The organism is Streptomyces jumonjinensis, from assembly GCF_009600885.1.
Classification (GTDB): Bacteria; Actinomycetota; Actinomycetes; order Streptomycetales; family Streptomycetaceae; genus Streptomyces; species Streptomyces jumonjinensis.
Map to the genome: position 1 here is coordinate 63,320 of NZ_VCLA01000191.1, position 13,700 is coordinate 77,019.

Annotated in this window: 13 protein-coding genes and 1 riboswitch; of the genes, 7 read left to right on the top strand and 6 right to left on the bottom strand. The window is 70.9% G+C overall.

Going from position 1 to position 13,700, the window contains the following annotated elements:
* Positions 1 to 24: 24 nt before the first annotated feature.
* The 3 genes from nagA to FF041_RS30225 all read right to left on the bottom strand — a co-directional run bounded on the left by nagA (position 25) and on the right by FF041_RS30225 (position 3,327).
* Entirely contained in the window at positions 25 to 1,200 is a 1,176-nt protein-coding gene (gene nagA, locus FF041_RS30215; RefSeq protein WP_153525739.1) for an N-acetylglucosamine-6-phosphate deacetylase, read from the bottom strand.
* Positions 1,200 to 2,138 carry an ROK family protein gene (locus FF041_RS30220; RefSeq protein ID WP_323393142.1) on the bottom strand — a complete coding sequence of 313 codons (939 nt, stop codon included), beginning with the start codon at positions 2,136 to 2,138 and terminating at the stop codon, positions 1,200 to 1,202. Before FF041_RS30220 ends, nagA begins: the two co-directional genes overlap by 1 nt.
* A gap of 295 nt (positions 2,139 to 2,433) precedes the next feature.
* Positions 2,434 to 3,327: an SIS domain-containing protein gene (locus FF041_RS30225; RefSeq protein ID WP_153487264.1), complete on the bottom strand. Its 894-nt coding sequence runs from the start codon at positions 3,325 to 3,327 to the stop codon at positions 2,434 to 2,436.
* A gap of 289 nt (positions 3,328 to 3,616) precedes the next feature.
* On the opposite strand from FF041_RS30225, the gene FF041_RS30230 reads away from it, so the two are divergent.
* From FF041_RS30230 to otsB, 3 genes are all read left to right on the top strand, one after another.
* Entirely contained in the window at positions 3,617 to 4,906 is a 1,290-nt protein-coding gene (locus FF041_RS30230) for an extracellular solute-binding protein (protein ID WP_323393143.1), read from the top strand.
* 97 nt (positions 4,907 to 5,003) lie between these two features.
* The gene (locus tag FF041_RS30235) at positions 5,004 to 5,240 is read left to right on the top strand and encodes a DUF3263 domain-containing protein (RefSeq protein WP_153487263.1); all 237 of its coding nucleotides are present in this window, start codon (positions 5,004 to 5,006) and stop codon (positions 5,238 to 5,240) included.
* Between the two features lie 10 nt (positions 5,241 to 5,250).
* The gene (gene otsB / locus FF041_RS30240) at positions 5,251 to 6,099 is read left to right on the top strand and encodes a trehalose-phosphatase (RefSeq protein WP_153525740.1); all 849 of its coding nucleotides are present in this window, start codon (positions 5,251 to 5,253) and stop codon (positions 6,097 to 6,099) included.
* Positions 6,100 to 6,139: 40 nt separating this feature from the next.
* On the opposite strand, the gene FF041_RS30245 is transcribed toward otsB, so the two are convergent.
* The 3 genes from FF041_RS30245 to FF041_RS30255 all read right to left on the bottom strand — a co-directional run bounded on the left by FF041_RS30245 (position 6,140) and on the right by FF041_RS30255 (position 8,807).
* Complete coding sequence (locus tag FF041_RS30245; RefSeq protein WP_153525741.1) at positions 6,140 to 7,552, bottom strand: alpha,alpha-trehalose-phosphate synthase (UDP-forming); 1,413 nt, start codon at positions 7,550 to 7,552, stop codon at positions 6,140 to 6,142.
* Positions 7,553 to 7,632: 80 nt separating this feature from the next.
* A complete protein-coding gene (locus tag FF041_RS30250) occupies positions 7,633 to 7,839 on the bottom strand; it encodes a hypothetical protein (protein ID WP_153525742.1) in 207 nt (68 codons plus the stop codon).
* A 29-nt stretch (positions 7,840 to 7,868) separates the two neighbouring features.
* On the bottom strand, positions 7,869 to 8,807 hold the full coding sequence (locus FF041_RS30255; protein ID WP_323393145.1) for a glucosyl-3-phosphoglycerate synthase: 939 nt from the start codon (positions 8,805 to 8,807) through the stop codon (positions 7,869 to 7,871).
* Positions 8,808 to 8,943: 136 nt separating this feature from the next.
* A riboswitch (SAM riboswitch) is annotated at positions 8,944 to 9,091 on the top strand.
* A 16-nt stretch (positions 9,092 to 9,107) separates the two neighbouring features.
* Here FF041_RS30255 and thrC point away from each other — a divergent pair.
* From thrC to groL, 4 genes are all read left to right on the top strand, one after another.
* The gene (gene thrC / locus FF041_RS30260) at positions 9,108 to 10,391 is read left to right on the top strand and encodes a threonine synthase (protein WP_153525743.1); all 1,284 of its coding nucleotides are present in this window, start codon (positions 9,108 to 9,110) and stop codon (positions 10,389 to 10,391) included.
* A 30-nt stretch (positions 10,392 to 10,421) separates the two neighbouring features.
* Positions 10,422 to 10,697 (top strand): MoaD/ThiS family protein, encoded by a 276-nt coding sequence (locus FF041_RS30265; RefSeq protein WP_153487257.1) that lies wholly within the window; start codon positions 10,422 to 10,424, stop codon positions 10,695 to 10,697.
* A 461-nt stretch (positions 10,698 to 11,158) separates the two neighbouring features.
* Positions 11,159 to 11,365 carry a cold-shock protein gene (locus FF041_RS30270; RefSeq protein ID WP_153487255.1) on the top strand — a complete coding sequence of 69 codons (207 nt, stop codon included), beginning with the start codon at positions 11,159 to 11,161 and terminating at the stop codon, positions 11,363 to 11,365.
* A 450-nt stretch (positions 11,366 to 11,815) separates the two neighbouring features.
* Positions 11,816 to 13,438 carry a chaperonin GroEL gene (gene groL / locus FF041_RS30275; protein WP_153525744.1) on the top strand — a complete coding sequence of 541 codons (1,623 nt, stop codon included), beginning with the start codon at positions 11,816 to 11,818 and terminating at the stop codon, positions 13,436 to 13,438.
* Positions 13,439 to 13,700 lie beyond the last annotated feature (262 nt).

A 13,700-nucleotide genomic window follows, 5' to 3' on the forward strand; every position in this document is an offset into this window, starting at 1 on the left:
CCTTCCGTTGGGACTCGCCGTCGTTCAGCGGGGGTCGACCACCCAGGCCCCCTGGCGCATGACGCCCTTGAGGCGGAATTCGTCGTCCAGGACGACCAGGTCGGCGTCCTTGCCGGGCTCCAGCGAGCCGATCCGGTCGTAGGCGCCGAGGAGCTTCGCCGGGTTGGCCGAGATGGCCTGGACGATGTCCTGGACCGGGATGCGGTCCACGGTGGCCGCGCGCCGGAAGGCGGTGTCCAGGGTGAGGGTCGAGCCCGCGATGGAGCCGCCCTCCACCAGCCGGGCGACCCCGTCGATGACGTCGACGGCCAGCGGGCCGAGCTGGTAGCGGCCGTCGCCGAAGCCCGCCGCGTCCATGGCGTCGGTGATGAAGGCGACCCGGCCCGCGCCCGCGCGGTGGAAGGCGAGTTCGAGCGCGGCGGGGTGCAGATGCGTGCCGTCGTTGATCAGCTCGACGGTGACCCGCTCGTCCTCCAGCAGCGCGGCGATCGGTCCGGGCGCGCGGTGGCCGAGCGGGGGCATCGCGTTGAAGAGGTGGGTGGCCACGGTCGCGCCCGCGTCGATGGCCTCGACGGTCTGCTCGTAGCTCGCGTCCGTGTGCCCGATCGCGGCGATCACGCCGTGTTCGGCGAGCAGGCGTACGGAGTCGATGCCGCCGGGCAGCTCGGTGGCGAGGGTCACCATCCGGGCCGTGCCGCGCGCGGCGTCGATCAGCTTGCGCACCTCGGCCGGCTCGGGGTGGCGCAGCAGCCCCTCGCTGTGGGCGCCCTTGCGGCAGGGGGAGATGAAGGGGCCCTCGAAGTGGATGCCCGCGAGATCGCCCTGCTCGACCAGTTCGGAGAGGACGCCCGCGCGGTGGGCGAGAAAGTCCGTCTCGGCGGTGACCAGGGAGGCGACGAGGGTGGTGGTGCCGTGTTCGCGGTGGGTGCGGACGCCGCGCAGCACATCCTCGACGCTGCCGCCGGTGAAGGAGGCGCCGCCGCCGCCGTGGTTGTGGAGGTCGACGAAGCCGGGGACGATCCAGTGGCCGGAGAGATCATGGGCGGGCGCGTCGGCGGGGGCGACAGCGGTGATCTTCGTGCCCTCGATCGTCACCCGGCCGTCCACGACGGTCCCGGTCGGCAGTACCACCCGGGCTCCGGTGAGGACGGTGCTGCCGGCGCGAGCGGCGCTGTCGGCGAGTGCGGCGCGTGCGGCCATTAGGCGGATACCTCCGAGTCGGTGGCGAGCAGATCCCAGGCGAGCAGCCCGGCGCCCAGGCATCCAGCGGTGTCGCCGAGGGCTGCCGGGACGATGGAGGGCAGCTTCTGGAACGTGACTCGCTCCTCGACAGCGGCCCGCAGTGGTGTGAACAAGGTTTCCCCGGCCTCCGCGAGACCGCCACCGATGATCAGGGTGCGGGGGTCCAGCAGGGTGAGGGCGGTGACGAGTCCGGCGGCGAGCGCGTCCACGGCGTCCCGCCAGACGGCGATGGCCCTGGGGTCGCCGGATTCGACGGCCTTGGCGCAGTCGGCGGCGTCGGCGGTCCGGTCGCCGCTGGCCTTCGCCCAGGCGCGGGTGACGGCGGCGGCCGAGGCGAGCGTCTCCAGACAGCCGCGCTGGCCGCAGCCGCAGTCGGGCCCGTCGGGGCGTACGACGACATGGCCGATCTCGCCCGCGTAGCCGTGGGCGCCCGCCTCGATGGCGCCGTCGATGCCGATGGCGCAGGAGATGCCGGTGCCGAGCGGTACGAAGAGGAAGCGGTCGGCGCCCTGGCCCGCGCCGATGCGGCCCTCGGCGAGGCCGCCGGTGCGGACGTCGTGGCCGAGGGCGACGGGGAGGCCGTCCAGGCGTTCGCTGAGCAGTTCGCGCATGGGAAGGTCGCGCCAGCCGAGGTTGGCGGCGTAGACCGCGACACCGGCCTCGGAGTCGACGATTCCGGGTACCGCGACGCCGGCGGCGACGGCGCTCCCGCCGAAGTGCTCCCGGCCATGGGCCCGGAGGTCGTCGGCGAAGTCGAGGATGGACCGCACCACGGCATCGGCCCCGCGCTCGCGCCCGGTGGCGCGACGGGCCTCATGGAGGAGGGTTCCGTCCGCCCCGACGAGGGCGGCTTTCATACCGGTGCCGCCCACATCGAGGGCGATGACGTGTCTCACGTGCACAGTCTGGCGCGAGAGGGCCCGAAAGGTCTAGTCCACTACTCACGATTGTTGCGCAAACGTACAAACTCAAACGGAACCATATCCACACCGCTCCGCACAGACTCTTTCCCGCCAGACCGGGGCCACGGCCCGGGGGGACCGGGCCCCGGCGTGGCTCAGGGCGCGGGCCCGGGCGTGGCCTCGACCCGGACGCGGGCGTGGACCTCGACCCGGACGCGGGCCCTGAGTACAGGCCCTGAGCGCGGGCCCACGTCCGATCCCACGTCCGATCCCACGTCCGGGCTCACGCTCAGGGCAGGATCACGCTCCGCGACAGATTCCTCGGCCGGTCCGGGTCGTACCCCTTCGACTCCGCCAGCGCCACCGCCAGCCGCTGCGCCCGCACCAGATCCGCCAGCGGATCCGACGCGCCGTTCGCCACCAGCACCCCGCCCACCCGGGCCACATCCACCGAAAGACCCTCCGGCAGCTCCCCGAACACCCAGGCCACCCGCCCCGGCCCGGTGATCGCGATCGGTCCGTGCCGGTACTCCATCGCCGGATACGCCTCGGTCCAGGCCCCCGCCGCCTCGCGCATCTTCAGCCCCGCCTCCAGCGCCAGCCCATAGGTCCAGCCACGGCCCAGAAACGTCCACTGCTCCGCCCCCACGACGGACTCCGGCAGCGGCTCCGTCACCGCCAGCTCCGCGTCCACCGCCGCCTCCGCGACCGGCTTCACCCCCGGGATCTCTCCGAGCCCCGCCCGCAGAAAGGCCAGCGCCGTCGTCGCGAACCGGGTCTGGACCACTGATTCCTCATCCGCCCAGTCCAGCACCGCCACCGTGTCGGCGGCCGTCATCACCGGCGTCGCCGGATCGGCCGTCAGCGCCGTCGTGGCGACCTTCCCCCGGAGCGCCCCCAGCAGCTCCAGCACCTCGGTGGTGGTGCCCGAGCGGGTGATCGCCACCACCCGGTCGTACGCCCGCCCCACCGGGAACTCCGAGGACGGATACGCGTCCGTCTCCCCCTGCCCCGCCGCCTCGCGCAGCGCGGCGTACGCGATCGCCATGAACCAGGACGTGCCGCAGCCGGTGACCGCCACCCGCTCCCCCGGCCGGGGGAAGCCGCCGAAGTCCGCCGCGGCTGCCGCCGCCCGGCGCCAGCAGGCGGGCTGTGTGGCTATCTCTGTCGCGGTACGGGACATACGGATGCTCCTTAACGCCTGCACATGTACGCGGACCGGCACCTGGATCACTCCGTGCCGAGACGTGCTTAGCAGGCGGGGACGCACCCGGGCAATGGACTCCTGCGGCGCGTCCCAGGTCGTGTCGTCGAAGTCCCTCGCACAACCCCGCCAGGGAACAGGAGTTGCAGAAGTGAGACCGGGCGGCGTAGACCTCTGAAGCCCCGGTGGTGGAAAATCGCACCTCATCACGGGGGCCGTGGCGGCGGAACACCGCACATCCAGCGATCGGCGAAGTGAAGGTAGAGCTGTGCGACGGCACTTATGGAGTCTGACGGCGGCCTCGGCCGCACTGGCAACGACCATCGCCCTCTCGGGCTGCGGCGGCGCCGAAGAGTCCTCCGACGAGGTGACCCTCCGGCTCATCGCCGCCGACTACGACGTCAACGGGGGTCAGAGCAGCAGGAATTACTGGTCCTCCCTCATCGCCGCGTTCGAGAAGGAGCACCCCAGGATCGACGTCGAGGTCACCATCGAGCCCTGGACCGATGTGGACCGCAAGGTCGCCCGGCTGGTCGAGGACGGCAAGGCCCCCGACATCGCCCAGATCGGCTCGTACGCCGACTACGCCGCCGACGGAAAGCTCTACAGCGCGGACCAACTCCTGTCCGTGCCGGTGCAGTCCAACTTCCTGCGGCCCCTGGTCGAGGCCGGTGAGCAGCGGCGGATCCAGTACGGGCTGCCGTTCGCCACCTCCAGCCGGCTGCTCTTCTACAACAAGGAGCTCTTCGCGGAGGCCGGGGTGACCGAACCCCCGGAGACCTGGGACGAGTTGAAGGAAGCCGCCCAGCAGATCAAGGACGGCACCGACGCCGCCTATCCGTTCGCGCTGCCGCTGGGACCCGAAGAGGCCCAGATCGAGAGCATGCTGTGGCTGCTCGGCGGCGGAACCAACGGCTATGTGGAACCCGGCGGAAGCTACACCGTCGACTCCCCGCAGAACGCCGCGACCTTCGAGTGGCTCAAGACCGACCTCGTCGGCGCCGGGCTCACCGGCCCCGGCGCCCCCGGGGAGCTGAACCGCAAGGAGGCGTACGCGGCCTTCACCCGGGGCGAGGTCGGGATGCTCCACGGCCACCCCTCCCTGCTGAAGCAGGCGAAGAAGGCCGGCATCGAACTGGGCAAGGCCCCCGTGCCCGGCCGGGACGGAACGGCGAAGATCACCGCCGGCGTCGCCGACTGGATCATGGGCTTCAACCAGAACGGCAACCGGGACGAGATCGGCGAGTTCCTGAACTTCCTCTTCACCGACGAGAACGTCCTCGACTTCGCCGCCCAGAACGATCTGCTGCCGGTGACCTCCTCCGCCTCCCAGGCGATGGAGGAGGACCCCGACCACGACGACCTCAAGGACTTCCTGGCCCAGATGTCCACCGCGCTGCTGCCCCCGGTCAGCAAAACCTCCTGGGCCGCCGTCAGCGGGGACGTCAAAGAGAAGATCGGCAAGGCGGTCGGACCCGACGGCGACCCGGCGAAGGTGCTGGGCGAGATCGCCCGGACGGCGGCGGAGGCGGAGACCCAGGAGGAGGAAGAGGAGTAGTGCTCCTCCGGGGGGCCGGCCCGTCCCGGCCCCCCGGAGGAGCGCGCGTCGCCATGGCCCGGCTCCCCCGAGGAGCGCGCGTCGCTATGTTGGACGTATGACCGACGACACCGTCCTCTCCGAGCGGGACCGGGCCGTACTCGCCATGGAACAGCGCTCCTGGCCCGGCGCGGGCGCCAAGGAACGCGCTGTCCGGGAGCGGCTCGGCATCTCCCCGGTCCGCTACTACCAGCTGCTCAACGCCCTGCTCGACGACCCCCGCGCGCTCGCCCACGACCCGGTCACCGTGAACCGGCTGCGCCGTGTCAGAGACGGGAAACGCGAGCGCCGATAGGGTCGGGAGCATGGGCAGCTCCCCGTACGCGCATCCCCTGCCGTCGCCGTCGACGCCCGCGGGCCGGGACGGTCTCGCCGCGCTGATCGCCCGGCCCGGCAGAGCCGTCGTCGCGCTCGACTTCGACGGCACCCTCGCCGAGATCGTGGCCGACCCCGAGCAGGCCCGCGCCCATCCCGGCGCGGTGCCCGCGCTGGCCCGGCTCGCCCCCGAGGTCGCCTCCGTCTCCGTGGTCACCGGCCGCCCCGCCGGGGTCGCGGTGCGCTACGGCGGCTTCGCCGGAGTGCCGGGCCTCGACCATCTCGTGGTCCTCGGCCACTACGGCGCCGAACGCTGGGACGCCGTCACCGGCACCGTGCACACCCCCGCCCCGCACCCGGGCGTCACCGCCGTCCGTGCCGAGCTGCCCGGGTTCCTCGACAGCGTCGGCGCCTGGCACGGCACCTGGATCGAGGAGAAGGGCCAGGCCGTCGCGGTCCACACCCGCCGCACCGCCGAGCCGAAGGCCGCCTTCGAGGCCCTGCGCGATCCGCTGGCCGCCCTCGCCGAGCGGCACGGCCTGGTGCTGGAGCCCGGCCGGATGGTCCTGGAGCTGCGCCCGCCCGGGATGGACAAGGGCGTCGCCCTCGCCGAGTACGTACGCGAGACAGGGGCCGAGTCCGTGCTGTACGCGGGGGACGACCTCGGCGATCTGCCCGCCTTCGCGGCCGTGGAGAAGCTCCGCTCGGACGGGGTGCCCGGGCTGCTGGTGTGCAGCGGCAGCACCGAGGTGACCGAGCTCGCGGACCGCGCCGATCTGCTGCTGCCGGGCCCGGCGGCGGTGGTGCGGTTCCTGGCCGCTCTCGCGGAGCGGCTCTGAGGAGCCGGGCCCGGAGCGGCGCACTGCCCCCGGTCACACGTCACACCCCGGCGCGCACCGCGGTGAGCTGGTCCAGGAACCACCGGGCCGGCGGCAGCGCGGTCGCCGCCGCCGCCAGCCGCTGGGTGCGCCCGGCCCGCTCCTCGTACGGCATGGTCAGCGCCCGGTGCAGGGCGTCGGCGGTGCCGGTGACGTCGTACGGGTTGACCGTCAGCGCGTCCTCGCCGAGCTCCTCATGCGCCCCCGCCTCCCGCGACAGCACCAGGACGCATCCATCGTCCGAGACGACGGGGATCTCCTTGGCGACCAGGTTCATCCCGTCCCGGATGGGGTTGACCAGCGCCACGTCCGCCAGCCGGTAGGCGGCCAGCGAGCGGGCGAAGTCGTCCTTCACATGGAGGATCACCGGGGTCCAGTCCGCCGTGCCGTACTCCGCGTTGATCTCCTCGGCGACACGCCCCACGGCGGCCGTGTACTCGCGGTAGACGGCCAGATCCTGGCGGGAGGGGTAGGCGAACGCCACATGCACCACCCGCTCGCGCCACTCGGGCCGGGAGCGGAGCAGCTCACGGTAGGCGAGCAGCCCGCGCACGATGTTCTTGGAGAGCTCGGTGCGGTCCACCCGGACGATGGCACGCCGGTCCGGGCCGATCTGCTCGCGCAGGGCGGCCATCCGCTCCGCCACATCCGGCCGGTGCGCCCGCTCCCGGAGGAACTCCGCGTCCGCGCCGAGCCCGTGCACCCCGATCCGGGTGCCGCTCAGGGCGTCCTCGCCCAGCGTCCGGACGCAGCAGTCGGCGAAGGCGTCCGCCCAGCGGCGGGTGAGGAAGCAGGCGCGGTCCGCGCCGAGGAGTCCGCGCAGCAGCTGCCCGGCGATGTCGTCGGGGAGCAGCCGGAAGTAGTCGACGGGGGCCCAGGGGGTGTGGGAGAAGTGTCCGATGCGCAGATCGGGCCGGAGCTCGCGCAGCATCCCGGGCGCGAGGGCCAGATGGTAGTCCTGCACCAGGACGGCGGCCCCGTCTGCGGCCCGGTCGGCCAGGGCCTCGGCGAAGGAGCGGTTGTAGCTCTCGTACGCGGCCCACTGGCGGCGGAACTCCGCGTCGAACACGGGCTCCAGCGGGGTCTGGTAGAGGAGGTGGTGGATGAACCAGAGCACGGAGTTCGCGATGCCGTTGTAGGCGTCGAAGTGGATGTCCGGGTCGATGTCCAGCATCAGCACCCCGGGCTCGCCGACCCCGCGCCGCACCGCCTCGCGGTCGCCCTCGCCGAGGGCGGAGCAGACCCAGAGCGCCTGGGCCTCCGAGCCGATGGCGGACAGCCCGGAGACCAGACCGCCGCCGCCGCGCCGGGCGTCGAGGCCGCCGTCGTCGCGCGGGACGTAGGTGATGGGGCCGCGGTTGGACGCGACGAGGACCTGGGCGCGGGCCGGAACGGCCGTGTGCTCGGAGACCATGTCGCGAAACCTAGCCCGTCCCGTGAAACCTCAAACGTGCGTACGTACCCGGGCGGCTCATCTCAGCCCCGGCCGTCCGCTCAGCCGCCCCGGCGGCCCCGGGTCGCCGCGAAGGCGACGGCCCCGGCGGCGGCCAGGGTGAGCGCCAGCCCGCCGAGCAGCCAGAGCCGTTCCGCGCCCGGGGCGCGGTGCGGGGTGTCGGCCATCGCGGGGCCCGCGAGAAACGCCCAGGTCAGCAGGGCGGAGAGGGCCAGAGCCGTACGGATGAACACACGAATAGATGCCATAAAAGGATATATTTGGCGAACCACCGGACTCAGGCCGCGCGACGCGCCGCGTACTCGCGTATCTCCCGCATCGGCGGCCGTTCCTCGGTGTCCACGGCATGGGTGCGCGGGACGAACCCGTCCGCACCGCGCTCGAACTGGGTGAGCGCCGGCCGCACCAGATGCCCTCGGGACAGCCGCAGTTGGGCGGTGCGGTAGATCGCTGCGGCCATCCGGCCCAGCGCCTGGCCGTCCTGGTGGCGGTGTTTGCGCGAGCCGACGTCGACCTGGGCGAGACCGTCGAGACCGACCGTGTGCAGCGCGTCCACCAGGAGCCCCAGCTCCACCCCGTACCCCACCGGGAACGGCAGCCGTTCGAGCAGCGAGCGCCTGGCCGCGTACTCGCCGCCCAGCGGCTGGACGAACCCGGCCAGCTGCGGCCAGTGCAGATTCAGCAGCGGACGGGCCACCAGCTCGGTCACCCGGCCGCCCTGCCCGGGGCCGCCCTGGAACGGACGGTCGTACATCGCCTTCACCAGATGCACGTCCGGATCGGTGAGCAGCGGCCCGACGATCCCGGAGACGAAGTCCGCGGAGAAATCGCGCAGATCCGCGTCGATGAAGCAGACGATGTCACCGCGGGTCCCCATCAGCGACCGCCAGAGCACCTCCCCCTTCCCGGGCACGGGCGGTATCCGGGGCAGCACCTCGTCCCGGTGCACCACCCGCGCGCCCGCGGCGGCGGCGACCTCGGCCGTACGGTCGGTGGAACCGGAGTCCATCACCACCAGCTCGTCCACCAGCGGAACGCGCTCCATCAGCTCCCGCCGGATCACGGCGACGATGTCACCGACCGTCGCCTCCTCATTGAGCGCGGGCAGCACCACGCTGACCGTGGCCGAGCGCTTCGCGGCCAGGATCCGGCTCAGCGGACGCTCGGCCGAAGACCAGGAACGCCTGGTCAGCCAGCGCTCTACTTCATCGAGCACGTTCGTCCACTCCCCACAGCCTGTGACGCATCTCGCGGTTCGGACGACTATCTCAACAGTCCGCACCTTCGGTTACAGTCTTGAACAACGCGCGGCCCCACCGCATGTCGGGGGCGGCGCGACCACAATCGAATACCGCTCATCCAGAGGGGCAGAGGGATACGGCCCGTTGAAGCCCCGGCAACCCTCCAGCCGGTCTCCGCGCGTTCAGCGCCGTGAGGCTCCCGGCTAGGGAAGGTGCCAAATCCGTCTCGTGGCGAAGCGCGCCATGAGGAAGATGAGGAGAAAGGGCCTCCCTCCATGCCTGTGCAGACCATCGCAAGCACCGCCTCCGTCGAGCTCGGACCCGCCGCGGCACTCTCCTGTCGCGAGTGCGGAGAGCGTTTCGACCTCGGTCCGATCTTCGCCTGCACCTCCTGTTTCGGTCCGCTGGAGATCGCCTACGAGCTGCCGCAAGGCGACCCGGAGGAGCTGCGCCGACGGATCGAGGCCGGTCCGGAGAGCATCTGGCGGTACGCGCCGCTGCTGCCCGTCCCCGCCGACGTGGCCGGCAAGCCCAATCTCAACCCCGGCTTCACCAAGCTGGTGAAGGCCGACAATCTCGCCCGTGAGCTGGGCGTCACCGGAGAGCTGTTCGTCAAGGACGACTCCGGCAACCCCACCCACTCCTTCAAGGACCGGGTGGTCGCCATCGCCGTCGAGGCCGCGCGCGCCTTCGGCTTCACCACCCTCTCCTGCTCCTCCACCGGCAATCTCGCGGGCGCGGTCGGCGCGGCGGCGGCCCGGGCGGGCCTGCGCTCCTGTGTCTTCATCCCGCACGACCTGGAGCAGGGCAAGGTCGTCATGGCCGCGGTCTACGGCGGCGAGCTGGTCGGCATCGAGGGCAACTACGACGCCGTGAACCGCTTCTGCTCCGAGCTGATCGGCGACCCGCTCGGCGAAGGCTGGGGCTTCGTCAACGTCAATCTGCGCCCGTACTACGCCGAGGGCTCCAAGACCCTCGCCTATGAGATCTGCGAGCAGCTCGGCTGGCGGCTGCCCGACCAGATCGTCATCCCGATCGCCTCCGGGTCCCAGCTCACCAAGATCGACAAGGGGCTCCAGGAGCTGATCGCCCTCGGTCTGGTCGAGGACCGCCCGTACAAGATCTTCGGTGCGCAGGCGGAGGGCTGCTCCCCCGTGTCGGCGGCCTTCAAGGCCGGGCACGACGTGGTGCGCCCGGTGAAGCCGGACACCATCGCCAAGTCGCTGGCGATCGGCAACCCCGCCGACGGGCCGTATGTGCTGGACATCGCCCGCCGTACGGGCGGCGCGGTCGAGGACGTCACCGATGAGCAGATCGTGGACGCGATCAAGCTGCTGGCCCGTACGGAGGGCATCTTCGCGGAGACCGCGGGCGGGGTGACGGTCGGCGTGACCCGGAAGCTGATCGAGGCCGGGGTGCTCGACCCGTCGCTGACCACGGTCGTCCTCAACACCGGAGACGGCCTCAAGACCCTCGACGCGGTCGCCCCGACCACCGGGCCCACCGCGACCATCCGCCCCAGCCTGGACGCGTTCCGCGACGCCGGCCTGGCCCTCTGAGACCCTCTGAGACCCTGGGAGATTCCGAAGATGAGCGTCAACGTCCGCATCCCGACCATTCTGCGCACCTACACCGGCGGACAGTCGGAGGTCGCCGCCGAGGGGGCGACCCTCTCCGAGGTGATCGCGGACCTGGAGAAGAACCACACGGGCATCGCGGCCCGCGTCCTGGACGACGAGGGCAAGCTGCGCCGCTTCGTGAACGTGTACGTCAACGACGACGACGTCCGGTTCGAGCAGGGGCTTGACACCGTGACCCCGGACGGCGCCGGAATCTCGATCATTCCGGCGGTCGCGGGCGGCTGAGCCCTCCGCGCATACGCTCCGCACATACGCATCGTCACTTCGATTGCCCCCTCCGTAAGAGAAACGGAGGGGGCAATTCTGTATGGTTGAGCGCGCTACAGTTGGGGAACGCCCCTCGGCCGAGCCTGCCGACCGGCATATGAGAATGCGCCTGGGCACGATAAGAAGCAGCCAATGTGCGCGATTAATTTGTCTCTTAGGTCTCCTTTGCCGGGCCCGACTTGCCCCGTAATTTCTTGAATTCACCTCAATTACCCGATCAGTCATGCCCGGAATTCTCGTCCGATTGACCTGTTGCAGAGGGCAGTTGGACAGATACATTCAGCCGCGGTCGACGCGTTCCGGCGCACACCTGTGGGGTTCTTCTCCCGTCGCAGACGGGAAGGCACACGGCGGGTGAGGTCTGACCCGGGTCCGCGAAGTGCGGTCCTGCGCAAGGGCCAGTAATAGGGGAGTTAGGCATGGCTCAGGGCACCGTCAAGTGGTTCAACGCGGAGAAGGGGTATGGCTTCATCGCGGTCGACGGTGGTGCGGATGTATTCGTCCACTACAGCGCGATCCAGATGGACGGCTACCGCACCCTGGAGGAGGGTCAGCGAGTCGAGTTCGAAATCTCGCAGGGTCAGAAGGGGCCGCAGGCGGACATGGTGAAGCTCGCGTCGGCCTGATCCACCGGGTCGACGCCCAAAGCGACACCAGCGCCACCCGCGACACCTGCGACGCGATCGGCCACCGACGCGCTCACACATGTGGGGTCCACATCCCGGGAACGGGGTGCGGACCCCACACGTGTTCCCGGGCGCCCTCGCCTCCCCCCTGACTCCCTGTCCCCGCTGTTCCCTCCCGCCGCGCCCGTCTGTCCCCGCCCGTCGCGCCTGCCCCGGAGCCCTCCGAAGTCCCCCGAGGAGTGTCCGGGTCTGCCCGAGGCGCTTGCACTCGGAGGGGGCGAGTGCTAATCATTGGCGTTAGCACTCTCAGGCTGAGAGTGACAAAAAGGGACCGGGTCGGTGAGGTCCGCAGGCCGTTGTGGGCAAGGAACCACGCGGTGTGCAGACCGTCCGTCGCGGGCGCCAGCGCGGTCCGAGAGCTTCCCACCCAGTCCGTGGAGGACACTTCACATGGCAAAGATCATCGCGTTCGACGAGGAGGCACGGCGCGGTCTCGAGCGCGGGATGAACCAGCTCGCCGACGCCGTCAAGGTCACCCTTGGCCCCAAGGGCCGGAACGTCGTCCTTGAGAAGAAGTGGGGCGCCCCCACGATCACCAACGATGGTGTCTCCATCGCCAAGGAGATCGAGCTCGAGGACCCGTACGAGAAGATCGGCGCCGAGCTGGTCAAGGAAGTCGCCAAGAAGACGGACGACGGCGCCGGCGACGGTACGACCACCGCCACCGTTCTCGCCCAGGCCCTGGTCCGCGAGGGCCTGCGCAACGTCGCGGCCGGCGCCAACCCGATGGCCCTCAAGCGCGGCATCGAGAAGGCCGTCGAGGCCGTCTCCGGTGCGCTCCTGGAGCAGGCCAAGGACGTGGAGACCAAGGAGCAGATCGCCTCCACCGCCTCCATCTCCGCCGCTGACCCCCAGATCGGCGAGCTCATCGCCGAGGCCATGGACAAGGTCGGCAAGGAAGGCGTCATCACCGTCGAGGAGTCCCAGACCTTCGGTCTGGAGCTGGAGCTCACCGAGGGTATGCGCTTCGACAAGGGCTACATCTCGGCGTACTTCGCCACCGACATGGAGCGTATGGAGGCGTCCCTGGACGACCCGTACATCCTGATCGTGAACTCCAAGATCGGCAACGTGAAGGACCTCCTTCCGCTGCTGGAGAAGGTCATGCAGTCGGGCAAGCCGCTGCTGATCATCGCCGAGGACGTCGAGGGCGAGGCCCTGTCCACGCTGGTCGTGAACAAGATCCGCGGCACCTTCAAGTCCGTCGCCGTCAAGGCCCCGGGCTTCGGCGACCGCCGCAAGGCCATGCTGAACGACATCGCCATCCTCACCGGCGGCACGGTCATCTCCGAAGAGGTCGGCCTCAAGCTGGAGAACGCCGGGCTGGACCTGCTGGGCCGCGCCCGCAAGGTCGTCATCACCAAGGACGAGACCACCATCGTCGACGGCTCCGGTGACAGCGACCAGGTCGCCGGCCGGGTCAACCAGATCCGCGCCGAGATCGAGAACTCCGACTCGGACTACGACCGCGAGAAGCTCCAGGAGCGCCTCGCGAAGCTGGCCGGCGGCGTGGCCGTCATCAAGGCCGGCGCCGCGACCGAGGTCGAGCTCAAGGAGCGCAAGCACCGCATCGCGGACGCCGTTCGCAACGCGAAGGCGGCCGTCGAAGAGGGCATCGTCGCCGGTGGCGGCGTGGCGCTGCTCCAGGCCTCCTCGGTCTTCGAGAAGCTGGAGCTGGAGGGTGACGAGGCGACCGGCGCCAACGCCGTGAAGCTCGCGCTGGAGGCCCCGCTCAAGCAGATCGCCGTCAACGGCGGCCTTGAGGGCGGCGTCGTCGTCGAGAAGGTGCGCAACCTGACCCCGGGTCACGGTCTGAACGCCGCGACCGGCGAATACGTCGACATGATCGCCGAGGGCATCCTCGACCCCGCGAAGGTCACCCGTTCCGCTCTGCAGAACGCGGCTTCCATCGCGGCGCTGTTCCTGACCACCGAGGCCGTCATCGCCGACAAGCCGGAGAAGGCCGCCGCGGCCGCTCCGGGCGGCATGCCGGGCGGTGACATGGACTTCTGATCCCCCGCGGATCGGTAGCTCCTGCTGTACGGAGGGCGGCACCCCACTCCCAGGGGTGCCGCCCTTCGCCGTGCGCGGGGTGCCGCTGGGCGTGGTGCGGTGCGGTGTGGGCTGGGTGTGGTGTGTTGGGGTCCGGGGGCTGCTTCGGGTGGGTGCGGTGTGGGCTGGGGTGCGGGGTCCGCTCCGGGTGCTTCGGGGTGCCGCTGGGCGTGGTGGGCTGGGGTCCGGGGTCCGCTCCGGGGTGGTGCCGGGACTCATGATT

Coding starts and splice junctions, on each gene's coding strand:
- nagA (WP_153525739.1), bottom strand. CDS start 1,200: ATGGCCGCACGCGCCGCACTCGCCGACAGCGCCGCTCGCGCCGGCAGC.
- FF041_RS30225 (WP_153487264.1), bottom strand. CDS start 3,327: ATGTCCCGTACCGCGACAGAGATAGCCACACAGCCCGCCTGCTGGCGC.
- FF041_RS30235 (WP_153487263.1), top strand. CDS start 5,004: ATGACCGACGACACCGTCCTCTCCGAGCGGGACCGGGCCGTACTCGCC.
- otsB (WP_153525740.1), top strand. CDS start 5,251: ATGGGCAGCTCCCCGTACGCGCATCCCCTGCCGTCGCCGTCGACGCCC.
- FF041_RS30245 (WP_153525741.1), bottom strand. CDS start 7,552: ATGGTCTCCGAGCACACGGCCGTTCCGGCCCGCGCCCAGGTCCTCGTC.
- FF041_RS30250 (WP_153525742.1), bottom strand. CDS start 7,839: ATGGCATCTATTCGTGTGTTCATCCGTACGGCTCTGGCCCTCTCCGCC.
- thrC (WP_153525743.1), top strand. CDS start 9,108: ATGCCTGTGCAGACCATCGCAAGCACCGCCTCCGTCGAGCTCGGACCC.
- FF041_RS30265 (WP_153487257.1), top strand. CDS start 10,422: ATGAGCGTCAACGTCCGCATCCCGACCATTCTGCGCACCTACACCGGC.
- FF041_RS30270 (WP_153487255.1), top strand. CDS start 11,159: ATGGCTCAGGGCACCGTCAAGTGGTTCAACGCGGAGAAGGGGTATGGC.
- groL (WP_153525744.1), top strand. CDS start 11,816: ATGGCAAAGATCATCGCGTTCGACGAGGAGGCACGGCGCGGTCTCGAG.